The organism is Streptomyces sp. DSM 116793, assembly GCF_057320905.1.
Window position 1 is genome coordinate 4,749,388 of sequence record NZ_CM170494.1, and the last position, 12,095, is coordinate 4,761,482.

Sequence of the window (12,095 nt, forward strand, 5' to 3'; positions counted from 1 at the left end):
ATGGGCAGGTAGGCCCCTTGGGCAGTCGGTTTCTCGGGATTGGACGGGGTCCCGGTTGGTCTTATGTGGCCCGGATGATTCTCGAGGTATGCCGGCTCCCAAGTGGCCCCCAGGGACAGGTGTCGTGACGTGAGCAGCTGCCGCGTGTCCCGAAGCCTTCCTATGTCCGAACGGAGAGGTCGTCCACCAGAAGGTCGAGGGTGATCTCCTCATGGAGTGCGACCCCGAGAGCGGTCATCGCAGGGGCGAGGCCCGGGTCCCAGGCCGCGCTGACGGGCTGGCCGTCGAGCGGCAGCTGAGGGATTCCCTCGGTCTGGCTGCGAGCGGCCAGGTGCTCGTAATCCTCGGCGCCCATGCGCCATGGCTGAGCTTCGTAACGGCGGATGATCCGGTTGGCCAGAGCGATGCCCGGCCAGTCGAAGTCCCCGTGGTACGCGAAACGGCAACCGGTGGCGGCGAGGGCGTCGAGGAGCGTGAGGACCACTGTGGCCGCACTGCCGGACGTGCATACCAAGGGCCGGACACAGGCCGCGTCCGCCGCAGCTTCCACCACGCGCGGATTCTCACAAATGTGGACCATTGCTCCGGCAGATAGTCGCAGCTGCAGATTGTGCAGATCGCGCTGCGTGAGGTGAGCTTCGGCGTGATGGTCTGCCCGCTCTCGCAGGGCCTGCTCCCGCCAGCCCCCGCCGACGGGCCGCAGCCCGTAGGTCAGCACTGTGCTGGAGACCTCGTCCGGTGTGACGGCCACCAGACGCCACAGTGCGCGCCGGCGGGCCGCGTCGCCGGGGAACTCGGTGCCGTGGGCGAGAGCGATGCCGCGTTGGACGAGGCGCGCAAGCCAGGTGCCGTCATCCAAACCGTGCGCGGACCCGGTCGCCAGGGCGGCGAGTTCTCCTCGGCCTCGGGTGCCGCCCCGCTCCGGGCCGAGCAGTACGGTGAGGACCTGGACAGCCTGCTGAAGAGTTCGTACCGCCGTTTCAGGTGTCACTCCTCTCGGGACGCCGGTACGGCGGAGCAGGTCGCACCACTGGTTGGTCCAGTTCTGCCCGGCGAGCGGAGAGGCGTCCAGCGCCGAGGCGAGCGACGACCAGACATGCTCGCGCCGTGCCGCGATACCCGCGCGGACGGCCCGGCGGTCGGTGACCGGAGGGCCGAGTTCCTCCAAGACCTCTCTGAGCCCGAGTCCGGCCGCCGAGGCGCGCAGCCGCGTGTCGAGCGCGTCGAGGCGCACAGTTACGGCAGCGCCCGTGACGGGTTTGCCCAGCAGAAGCGACAGGTCGTTGCGTTCCTGGGTGCTCACCGAGGTCAGCCGGAGGGAACCGGTGGCTTGCACGCCGTTGCTTTCCAGGCGCTTGCGTACCGCTTCCCACAGCCTGGTGAGCCCGGGACCGGCCAGCCAGTCCTGTGTCGCCGCGGGCAGCTTGCTCATACGGACACCAGACGGCGGTGCCGACCGTTCCAGGTGTAGTGCAGGGTGGCCACCCCGCGCACATGGGGATCGCGGAGGCACTCGTAGATGTGCAGGGACGGAACCTCCGGCCAGTTGCCCATGAGCCGTTCGCTGGTGAGGACGAAGTCGAGGTCGAGATCGACGAGGATCCGTCCCAGCCGCCCGTGGGTAGGTTCGTCGACCTTGGCGAAGGCGTCGTCCAGAAGGATCAGCCGCGGGGCGTGGGGTGCCGACTCGGCGAGGCTGGTGAAGTGGGCGGCGGCCGCGGCGAAGAGAACGAGGTAGGAGAGCACCCGCTGCTCGCCCTGGCTGAGTCCGGTGCGGCCGGTCAGTTTCCGCCTCCGTCCCGGAGCGGCGTCCTCGACCACGAAAGTGTGGAAGCGGAACCAGTCGCGGTAGTCCAGCGCGGTCCGCAGGTGGGCGGCGTAACCGGCTGAGGGATCGGCCCGTCGGGCTTCCTCGATCCGGCGTTGCAGCACCTCGCGGAGTTGCTCGGTCTGCTCACGTGTGCGCAGGCTCGAAGGACTGCGCAGCAGCTCGACGGCCGCCCGCACGTCCGCATCGACGTCCTCGTCCAGCTTCCACAGCAGCTCCACGCCGAGACCGTGGGAGGTGCGTACGGTCCGCAGGGTGTCATTGAGAGCCGCGACCAGGTTCGCCGCGGTGATGACCTGGGCCGAGAGGTGGTCGCCGAGCTCGCCGGTCAGGAAGCGCTGGAACACCTCACGTTCGCGCTCGGTGAGCCGTCCTCGGGCCTCTGCCGCCTGGGCAGCGATCCGCTCGCCCACGGCCGCGACGTCGTGGGAACCGTGGTCGTCGATCAGGCGGCACACCTTGATCCCGTCGCGTTCCTCCAGTTGCGCGTCGTAACCGCCGGCCAGCTGGTCGCGAAGGTCGGTGTGCCGATTGAGCAGGGTGCTGTCCGACACCTCACCTTTCGGGCGGCCGAGGGCCTGCTGTACCGCGTCGGCCAGTGCCTGTAGCGCGCGCAGACGGCTGCGGACATCCAAGCCGGGATCGTCCACCACGTCCTCGGGCAGTGAGGACCGGTCCAGCCCGGCGCCGCGCACCACCTCCGGCCGGCCGAGTGCGCCGCGAAGGGCGCCGCCGGTCGCGATGACCGCCGTCTCCTGGGCGGCCAGGTCCTCGCGCAGGCGCTTCTCCTCCTCTTCCGCGCGCACGCGCCGGTCGTGCAGATCGTTCCGGATACGTTGTGCTGCCGGGACGGCCTGAGCGGCGTGCGCGATGCGCTGTCTGGCTTCCTGCTCGCGGGTGAGGATCTCTTCTTCGGTCGCCCCGATGGCCTCCTCGCGGATGCGCAGGTCCTGTTGCGCGGTACGCAGCCCGGTGAGGCGAAGCCGGTAGTTCTCCTCCGCGGCCAGGCGTTCTCTACGGGCGCGTTCATATCGCTCGGCATCGGCGCGATGGGTGCCGAGCCGCTCGCCCGTGCTGCCGACCGCCCTGCGTAGATGTCCGATGCCGGTGAGAAGGGCAGCCAGCGCGGTGCGTACGCGTCCCAGTTCGGCGGGGTCGCTTGGAAGGTCATGGGCGGTGGCGGTGGCGTCCGCCTCGGCGCGGGCGGCTACGGCGAGGGCGCGGGCCTCCTCGGCCAGCCGTGCCGCGCGGGTCGCCTTGGCGGTCAGGTCACGCAGTGTCCTCTCGTCCGACTCGGCTCTGCTCCAGGCGTCGGCGAGACCTCGTGCCCGGGGGAAGTCCTGCTCCGCGAGCCTGAGGGCCCGACGCCGGGCGTCGGCCTCGGTGAGTTCGTGACGGGCGTCGGCCAGCCGCTGCTCCGTCTGCGTGAGCCGCTGTTCCAGCTCCGCCAGGATGCGCCGTCGGGTCTCGGCGCGTACGGCGGCTCCCACGTACTCGGCGTCACTCTTGTGGTGCCGGCCGCTGAGGACGCCCAGACGCCAGCTTCCGTCGTAGTACACCGCGTCATGAGCGGTCGTTTCCTCGGCCGGTGCGAGCGCGATGGCGGTCAGCAGGTGTTCCACCTGATGGGACGTGACCCCGCACTCCGGTTGCGGTGCGGGGCGCAGGGCCGAGGCGAGGGTCGGTCTGTCCGGCAACGCGGGGCTGGGACGCAGCAGAGTGTCACGGGTGCCGGGATCGACAAGGGCGCCGTCCGCTCCGACCCACGCGTCCAGGATTCCGCTGGCTTCCAGTGCTGCTTCCAGACCGGCCCGATGCGCGGGGCTCAGATCATCCGTGAAGTCCACCAGCCGGTAGAACGGCGCTCCGGTCCTCGGCGACCTTTCGGCGACGCGGTGGCAGGGGACTGGCGGCTCGGGATCGGTACGTCGCTCCCAGTCCCGCTTCTGACTCGCCAGGCCGTCGAGTTCCTCGTCGAGCTTGCCGACGGCGAGTGCGAGGGCGTCGCGGCGCGCGGTGAGCTCCTCGCCGTACGGCTCCAGTGCGGAATGGGCGACCTGCCACGCCTGGCTGTCGGTGTCGGGCGGGAGCGTGCGGTCCACGAACGGGGCGTCGGCGGAGCTTTCGCAGGCGACCACTGCGTGGACGGCGTCCAGCGGCGGGCAGTCGGAACCGGCGGCGGCCCGCGTGCGGGTGACCCACTCGGCGACCCGGCGGACATAGGCACCGCTCTCCTCGGCGACCTTCTCGCAGTCGGCGTCGAGACGGCCGGTGGCCTCCTCCGCCTCGCCCTCCAGCCGTTCCCGCTCGGTGTCGGCCTGCGCTGCGCGGCTTCGGGCCTTCTCGGCCTGCGCGGTGAGACCCATGACCTCCTGGACCATCCTGGTCCGGTTCTTCACGACCGTCGCGGCGTCGTCTAGCTGCCCCGGCCAGGCCCGCAGTCCGTCCTCCACCGCGGCCGTGTCCACACGGACGGTCGACCGGTGCTGCACGGTGTGCGTCTCCCCGTCCGGAGCGGTCAGCTCCGTCTCGTCGGCCTGGGAGCGGACCGTACGGGGCAGGGCGACTGCCTCGCCGAGATGGCCGGTGGGAAGCCCGGCCCTCTCTGCCTGCGTCAGCAGCTCCCGGTGTTCGGTGCCCAGTTCGGCGAGCCGGCTCCCGAGGTGGTCGACACCGTCGGCCAGCCGCTCGGCCGCGCCTTCCTCTGCGCCGTGTGCGTTGCTGAGGGCGGTGAAGGCGGCCACGGCGGCGGTGTGGAGCGCCTCGACCGTGGTGCGGCGTTCCGACAGTTCGCGCAGACTGCGGTAGGCGTGGCTGTCGTGCAGGGCGGCGAGATCGGTCCGGGCGGCTTCTTCCTCTCCGCGTAGGGTTTCCAGCCGGGCTTCCGACTCCTCCTCCTGCGTCCTCAGCTCGTTCGTCCGCTGTGCGGCGTCTCCGGCCGCCCGGCGTCGCTGCGCGAGGACCTCCAGCTCCCGGCTCACCGCCTGCGCGCTGGCGCGCAGGACTCCGGACAGGTAGCCGCGGTAACTGGTGAGGAAGGTGCGCAACGCGGTATCGGTGCGTTCCAGGCGGCCGAGTTCGTCGCGTACGGCGTCGAGATCGTGGAGGTTGCGCGCGACCTTCTCGACCACGTCCTCGTCGAGTCCCGGCAGGGTCTCGCTCAGCAGGGAGGCGAGTCCACCGTGCTCGATCCGGTCCCCGACCGTGGGCCGCCGCAGTCGGTGGAGGAGCTGGGTGAGGTTGCGGTAGCGGGTCGCGTCGGTGATGCCGAACAGTTCCCGGGCTACTCGCGAGCGGTGGAGGACCGCGCGGTCGGTGATGTTGTCGGAGCCGACGATCTCCTTGAGCCGGTCGACCGCCAGGGGCTTTCCGCCTTCGACCAGGCGCAGGTCTTCACCGACGCGCAGCGGGGTGACGAAGAACGTCGGCAGCGCCTTCTGCGTCGACTTCGAGGCGCGGATGGCGGCGCCGAGTGTGAGGTGGCGGTGGTCGCCGCCGTCTGTCGTGCCCCGGAATTCCACCCACAGGTAGCCGAGACGGTTGGTCTGCTCGAACCCGTCCAGCATCAGCCAGGCGAGGGTGGTCCGGCCGGTGCTCGTCGCGTCCAGTGCCCGTGAGTCGCCATCCAGCAGATACGGGAGCAGCATTTCCAGTGCCTTGGACTTGCCCGCGCCGTTCTTGCCGCGCAGCAGCAGCCGTCCGTCGCCGAAGGCGAACTCCTGCTCGTCGTACTGCCACACGTTCTGGATGCCCGCGCGGTGCAGCCGGAAGCGGGTGCCGGCGGTCGTCGCGGGTCCGGAACGCGGCAGCGGGATGAGGCCACGCGCATCGGTGGTCACAGCGGCAACTCCTCCTGGACATCGGCGCCCTTGCTGGCTGCGGTGGCCGGGCGCATGGTCACCTGGGTGGCGTAGCGCGCTGCCGCGGCCAGCAGCACCCAGCCGTCGCCGCGGGGACGTGCCTCACGGACATCCGTCACGGTGCGCCCCTCCGGTGCCTCATCGGCGTACCCGTCCGGCAGCCCATCTCCCTCAGCACGCAGCCGGCCGGTCCGGGCCATCAGCCGCATGCGGCTCAGCAGGTCCAGCACGGCTTCCCGCAGGGCGGGGATGTCCTCCAGGTAGCTACGCTGCCAGTTGCTGCGCTGTCCGTACTCGGCGACGAGTTCGGCCAGCAGCTCGTCCACGAGGCCGTCGGGGACAGCCACGCCGATGACGAGTGTCCCTCCGGTCGCCGGGTGTCCGGGCTCCTGAGGCCGAAGCCGCTCGACGAGCCGTTCCACCAGCAGCAGCGCGGCCTGCGCGACCGTTCCGGTGCCCGGCAGGTGCAGATCCGTCAGCTCGTCCTCGGGGTCCACCAGCGCCACGCCCTCGGCGCGGATCTCCATCTCGAGGCCCAGAAGTTCGGAGAAGGCCTGCGCTTCCCGACGCTGCCGGGTGCGCAACCAGTCGCGTTCGGCGTCGGTCAGCTCGTCGAGGTGGACGACGGGTGTCTCTACGAGCATCCGGCGCACGTAGGTGCGGGGTCCGCCGAATCCCGGGTCCGCTGCCCGCCGGACCAGGTCGGCTCCGTCACGGGCCTGGGCGAGCGGGCCGGCGGCGACGACGCGGGCCAGCTCGCGATCCACCGTGATCAGGGCCTCTCCGCCCGCATCCTGCGCGAGCGCGGCCACATGGCCCTCGGTCTCGATGAGGACGCCCCACTCGACCAACAGGCGCAGAGCTGCTACCAAGGTCCGTTTCCCGGCCGCCCTGCCCGTCTCCTCCAGCTCGATCTCCGCGTCGGCCGCGGCGGCCCTGATGTCGGCCACCAGCTGTGACAGCAGCAGTTGTTCGGGGGCGGTCACCAGTACGGACAGGGCCAGCGCGAGGCAAGCGTACGTGTGCGGAGTGAAGGGGGTGCCGGTGGAGCGCTCCAGCCGGTGGCCCGCGCCTGTCCCCAGCCCCGCCTTGAACAGCCGGGCGTAGGAGCTGTCGACTAGGAGGCGGTAGCCGAGCACCTGCTGGAACCGCTTGCTCAGCCAGTCGGCATGCCTGCGTATCAGCGGGAAAAGATCGGCGTGCGGTCCGTCCGAGGTGACCAGCGGATGGGCGAGCAGCAGCCGGGCGGCGCTGCGGCGCTCGGCGGCTAGGGCCACGTCGTGCGTTGAAGGGAGGGTCATGAGACGCTCACCTCCGCATCGCTGTCGGCCGCGTCGGAGGAGGTACGCCCGACGTCCAGCTCCAGATCCTCCAGCAGCAGGTCGCCGTCGGCCGAGTGCAGGACGCAGCGCGCGCCTGCGGTGCGTCGAACGGTGAGCCGGATGCCCAGCTCGGCGTCCTCACTGTGCGCCTGGTCGAGGTCGAATTCCGTCGCGCCCTCCCCGACCGTGCCGGCGCGACGCCGGAGCTGCGCGTTCCCGAGTGCGGTGGCCAGCAGCTCCAGGAGCAGTCCCAGCGCTGCCGAGGTGAGGCGCACCTCGGCGAACCGGCCCGAGGCGCTGCGCAGTTCGTCCGCTGCCGCTGCCCTGGCCGCGGCCCGCTCACGGGCGGCCTCCCGCAGCCGCCGCTTCTGCGCGGAGTGGTCCTCCACCGCGGACGTCCGGCCCCGCTGGGCGCGGCTGCCCCTTTCCCGCAGGGCCACCGGCACCTCGACCACCGGGCCGCTCCACCAGCTCGTGTAGGCGGGCACCACCTCGTCGGTGGCCGGGGGTATGCCCAGATGGCGGGCGCCGTAGAGCCCGAAGGCGGCGACGGCGATGTCATGCGCGTCCTGCGGCGCCGCTTCCTCGAACCACCGGGCCAGCCGCAGCAGGTCCTTGCGCCGGGACATCTCCCCGGTTGCCGACCGCAGCATCCGCTTGGCGTTGGCAAGCAGCGACTGCAACGCACGCAGGGTGGCGTCCCGCAGCTGATCGACCTGGCTGCCCTGCCCGTCGGTGTCGCTGAACCAGCCGCGCAGACCCTCCCAGTCCGCGAGCTCGCGCCCACGGCTGCGCTGGACCCGCGTCTCCAGCCGGCCGTCGCCCTGCGGTGACAGCCCCGTGAGGCCCTGTGCGTGGGCGTCCAGCCGGGTCAGCAGACCCGGGACGTGCGGCCACAGCGTGTCCAACGCCGCCGAGATCCGGGGTGCGCGGAACGCCACGTCCTCCCTGATCGCCTCGACGTAGTCGAGGAGCAGCTCCTTGAAGCCCTGGTACTCGGCGCTGTCCAGGTCGTACCGAGCCAGCACTTGGCCGAGGTAGGCGTAGAAGTCCCGGATGGAGTCCGCGAACTCGGTGAACTGTACGAACAGCGTGCTGACCCGCTCCAGCCCGTCCTGCGGTTCGATGCTGCCGGGCGCGGTCGCGAGCTCGGCCAGCTCCCTGAGTCCCCGCTCGACCAGTGCGAGCAGCTCGTTGCTCACCTCGCGGGCGGCGTCGGCCTCGGCCAGGACGCCGTCGGCGTCCCGCTGGATGCGCTCGCCCAGCTTGGTCAGCTGGTAGCGAGCGCGGGACCGCTGGTACTCGCTGATGCTGGACGCCTTCACGGTGTGGCTGCTGCGCAGCAGGTTGCCCCACCGCACCAGCTGTTCCAGCCGGACCGTGAGGGTGTCGGCGTCGAGCCCGGCGGCAGGGCCGTTGGCCTCGCGCAGCTTCGCCAGGACGTCCGGCACGGCCAGGTCCGCCAGCAGGGTTCCGCAGAAGACCCGCATGATCGCGACGTGCTCCAGCCGCTCGGGCGCGCTGAGATAGGTGTACGCGTCCAGCCGGCGGCGTGCTTCGCTGTGGGCGTCCTGCACTGCAGGTTCCCGCGCGACGGCGTTCTGCCCTGCAGCGTCCTGCGCTGCACCGAGTGCGGGTGACTCCATGCCTGCGAGGTTACGCGGCGCATCCGGCTGCTGCCGATGTGTGGCCGAAAGTCCCACGGACGCCCGCCACGGCTCGGTCTCCGCTGGCGAAGCGGCTTTGGCCGCTTCCGCCGACGACAGGCCATGGCCAGGTACTCGGTGCTGAGGCTGGCCGGAATCCGCTCGGCAGTGGATGGGGAGCCAGGCGAATCTTTGGGCCGATCACTCTCTGATTGATCAATCAGCTCTGGGCGACATCAATCATGTCTCAAAGTCGCTCAGGTGCTCGCCCGTGGCCACGAGAGACATTGGCGACGACTCGTACTGTGCCGAGAGGTTGACCTCGTACAGTTTGTTGGCGGGTTCGGTCTCCCGTGCCGCAGCGCACGCATCCGCCAGGGCTCGCACAGCGCGCTCCCGGTTGCCGGCTTCCACTGCCTCTACGAGGTCGGGCCACAGCGTGTCACCGATGTAGTCGACGAGCTCCTCGATATGGGCAGCCGCCCGGCGGGCACGATCTTTGATCGCTTCCTGCTCGGCTTCGGCACGATGCTCGGCCCGATGGGAGTCTCGTTCGTCCGGGTCTTCCCAGGCATGGTCGCCCCAGATCTCCTCCCAGCGCTGATCCGCTCGTGCCAGGTCGGCCTTGAACTCACGGTCCAGGTCATCCTGCGTGAGGCGGGGATGCTCACCTGCGTCACTGTTCTCGAAGGCCGACAGCGGCAGAGTCAGATCAGGAACGGATTCAGCGTCGCGCAGTGCGGTGAGCAGGAGGATTGCGTCGATGGCAGGAAGGACCTCCGCCGGGTCCACCAGTCCTCGCAGGGATGCGGCGGACTGCTCGACGGCCATGTAGTCGTACTCAGCGATCTCGTTGTCGAGATCGCCGTGGAGATCGAGGATGGCGCCGCCGATCGTCTCGATCTCATCCGTGCGTGCCTCGATCTCCATGTCGATACGCTCGATGACCTTTCGCAGCTCGCGGGCGTCTTCGACCTGCTCTTCAAGCTGCGCCACCGCCTTGGCCAGCTCACCCATTCCGTCTCCCTGTCCCGGCAGTCACACGTTCCCCTGGAGGCACCCTAGGGACGAAGGCGGTCATGCCCTCGTCATTTGGCCATGTGGCCAGGCGTTCCTGGGCTCTGACGCATGATTCTCTTCCAATGGGTGGGCCCGTGAGCTACGCATCATCGATAACCTGGCTTATCAAGCACTCGGCACATACAGACCGGCAATCGTCGTATCGTTCTGTGGCATCGGGCGAGGCGCGAGGAGTTCCGGTGTATCAAAGGGCCTGATCTGACGACTGGGGCACCGGAACTTACAGAAGCGGAAAGGGAAGGGAGAGTGCTCATGATGGCCGCTGGTTCGCTGGACGTGACCCTGGGCACTCACGAAGCCTTGCTGGTGTCCCTGTCCGATATTGCCGCTTTCGCCCGCGTGAAGCGTCCCGTGGTCTCCACCTGGCGTCGCCGGCACCCAGATTTCCCCGCCGTCGTGTCCGAGAACTCAGGACGGCCGCTGTTCGACGGCGCCGAGGTGGCCGAGTGGTTGATCGCATCTGGCTTGGGCAACGCCACCGCGACTGAGCTCCGGTCCGAGCTGGCTCTGTTCGGCATCATGGCGCTGCGGGAGCGGTTCACGCCGTGGCAGCTGGTCGAGGTGCTGGGAAGCCTGCTGTGCCTGCGCCGGCTCGACGCCAGGCCGCTGACCGACGCCACGATCGGACCACAGGGCAGCGCAGAAGTGGACGACGCTCTGTGGCCCGCTCTGCTGCGCCGCGCTGAGCGGATCGATGTGGAGGACGATTTCGTCCTCCGGGAACTGCGTTCCCTGGACGCCTCCGCCGCTCCGCTCGCCCGCCTCGCCGAGGAGCTGGTCGAGGCCGCCTACGACGAGCGAGGCGCGTACGAGTGGCTGCTCGCAGCCCGCTCCCGGCTCGGCCTGGACTCCCTCGCCGCCGACGCGGTCGCCCCCGAGCTGCGCCGCCTGATCAGCCAGCTCACTGACCTCCGCCTCAGCTTGTCCTACCTTCCAAGCGTGGGTCTGAGCTGGTCCTTCGTAAGATCGGCGGGCCCAGGGGTTCTGGGTATGGCTGTGAGCTTGTCGCCGTTGGATGGCTCAAAGAACTTGGCCGCCCGGAGCCCCGCGACGACTCGACCGCTAATTGGGATACGCGACTCGATCGCTGTGTAGGACAACGTCGGCGAGGTCGTCTGCGGGACAGTCTGTGACGACGAGCTGGCGGAGGTGACCCGTGCCTCAGATCTGGGCCGGAGTGGACATCGGCAAGGAACACCATCACTGCGTGGTGGTCGACGAGCGAGGCGAGCGCCTCCTTTCACGCCGAGTGTTCAATGACGAACCGGCCCTGCTGGAGCTCATCGCAGACGTGCTCACGCTCTCTGAGGACGCCCTGTGGGCGGTGGACATCAACCACGGCGGCGCCGCCCTGCTCATCGGCCTCCTGCTCAGCCACCAGCAGCCGATGGTCTACATCACCGGCCTCGCCGTGCACCAGGCCTCGACGGCCTACCGCGGCCAGGGCAAGACGGACGAGAAGGACGCGTTCGTCATCGCCGACCAGGCACGCATGCGACAGGACCTTGGCCCCCTGCGGCCCGGCGACGAGATAGCCGTCGACCTGCGCACCCTGACCGCCCGCCGCCTGGACCTAGTCAACGACCGGACCCGTCAGACCAACCGGTTGAGGGCACAACTGCTGGAGTTCTTCCCCGCGTTGGAGCGCGTGTTGGCCTTGAGTAAGAAGGGTCCGGTCGTGCTGCTGACCGGCTACCAAGCGCCGGCAGCGATCCGCCGCAGCGGGGCCAGGCGGATCGGAACCTGGCTGAAGAACCGCAAGGTGAAGAACGCGGCGGCGCTCGCCGAGACGGCCGTCGAGGCGGCCAGGGCCCAGCACACCGCACTGCCGGGCGAGACCCTCGCGGCCGCCATGGTGGCCCGGATCGCCAAGGGCGTGCTGGCCCTGGACGAGGAGATCGCCGAACTCGACGCGCTCATCGAAGCCCGGTTCAACGAGCACCGACACGCGTTGGTGATCCGGAGCATGCCCGGCATGGGCACCCTCCTCGGCGCCGAGTTCATCGCCGCCACCGGTGGCGACCTGGAGGCGTTCGGCACGGCCGATCGCCTGGCGTCCTTCGCCGGCCTCTCACCAGTGCCGCGGGACTCCGGCCGCGTCAGCGGCAACATGCGCCGCCCGCGCCGCTACCACCGAGGTCTGCTCCGGGCCTTCTACCTCTCCGCCATGTCCAGCCTGAGAACCTGCTCCGCCTCCAAGGCTTACTACGGGCGCAAGCGGAACGAGGGGAAGGGGCACAAGCAGGCCCTGCTCGCTCTGGCCCGTCGACGAGCCAACGTCTTGTGGGCAATGCTTCGAGACGGAAAGTGCTACGAGGTTCTACCGACCGTAACGCCAGCGGCTTGACATCGTCATTGG

At 69.8% G+C, this 12,095-nt stretch carries 7 protein-coding genes; 2 read left to right on the top strand and 5 right to left on the bottom strand.

Annotated elements, in window-relative coordinates; translation table 11 throughout:
• Window positions 1-160 precede the first annotated feature (160 nt).
• The 5 genes from ACSMXW_RS18425 to ACSMXW_RS18445 all read right to left on the bottom strand — a co-directional run bounded on the left by ACSMXW_RS18425 (window position 161) and on the right by ACSMXW_RS18445 (window position 9,673).
• Window positions 161-1,432, bottom strand: a complete 1,272-nt coding sequence (locus tag ACSMXW_RS18425) for a TIGR02679 family protein (protein WP_485797814.1) — start codon at window positions 1,430-1,432, stop codon at window positions 161-163.
• Entirely contained in the window at window positions 1,429-5,667 is a 4,239-nt protein-coding gene (locus ACSMXW_RS18430; RefSeq protein WP_485797815.1) for a TIGR02680 family protein, read from the bottom strand. The genes ACSMXW_RS18425 and ACSMXW_RS18430 overlap by 4 nt, the downstream gene beginning before the upstream one ends.
• Window positions 5,664-6,989: a TIGR02678 family protein gene (locus ACSMXW_RS18435; RefSeq protein ID WP_485797816.1), complete on the bottom strand. Its 1,326-nt coding sequence runs from the start codon at window positions 6,987-6,989 to the stop codon at window positions 5,664-5,666. The genes ACSMXW_RS18430 and ACSMXW_RS18435 overlap by 4 nt, the downstream gene beginning before the upstream one ends.
• Entirely contained in the window at window positions 6,986-8,656 is a 1,671-nt protein-coding gene (locus ACSMXW_RS18440; RefSeq protein ID WP_485797817.1) for a TIGR02677 family protein, read from the bottom strand. The genes ACSMXW_RS18435 and ACSMXW_RS18440 overlap by 4 nt, the downstream gene beginning before the upstream one ends.
• Window positions 8,657-8,896: 240 nt before the next feature.
• Window positions 8,897-9,673, bottom strand: coding sequence for a hypothetical protein (locus tag ACSMXW_RS18445; RefSeq protein WP_485797818.1), 777 nt, complete (start codon window positions 9,671-9,673; stop codon window positions 8,897-8,899).
• Between the two features lie 459 nt (window positions 9,674-10,132).
• On the opposite strand from ACSMXW_RS18445, the gene ACSMXW_RS18450 reads away from it, so the two are divergent.
• Both ACSMXW_RS18450 and ACSMXW_RS18455 read left to right on the top strand, forming a co-directional pair.
• Window positions 10,133-10,831, top strand: a complete 699-nt coding sequence (locus ACSMXW_RS18450) for a hypothetical protein (protein ID WP_485797819.1) — start codon at window positions 10,133-10,135, stop codon at window positions 10,829-10,831.
• A gap of 61 nt (window positions 10,832-10,892) precedes the next feature.
• Window positions 10,893-12,083 carry an IS110 family RNA-guided transposase gene (locus tag ACSMXW_RS18455; RefSeq protein WP_485797820.1) on the top strand — a complete coding sequence of 397 codons (1,191 nt, stop codon included), beginning with the start codon at window positions 10,893-10,895 and terminating at the stop codon, window positions 12,081-12,083.
• Window positions 12,084-12,095: the final 12 nt, after the last annotated feature.

What these genes read in the sequence shown, in the direction of transcription:
- ACSMXW_RS18425 (WP_485797814.1), bottom strand. Translation starts at nt 1,432, where the DNA reads ATGAGCAAGCTGCCCGCGGCGACACAGGACTGGCTGGCCGGTCCCGGG.
- ACSMXW_RS18435 (WP_485797816.1), bottom strand. Translation starts at nt 6,989, where the DNA reads ATGACCCTCCCTTCAACGCACGACGTGGCCCTAGCCGCCGAGCGCCGC.
- ACSMXW_RS18440 (WP_485797817.1), bottom strand. Translation starts at nt 8,656, where the DNA reads ATGGAGTCACCCGCACTCGGTGCAGCGCAGGACGCTGCAGGGCAGAAC.
- ACSMXW_RS18445 (WP_485797818.1), bottom strand. Translation starts at nt 9,673, where the DNA reads ATGGGTGAGCTGGCCAAGGCGGTGGCGCAGCTTGAAGAGCAGGTCGAA.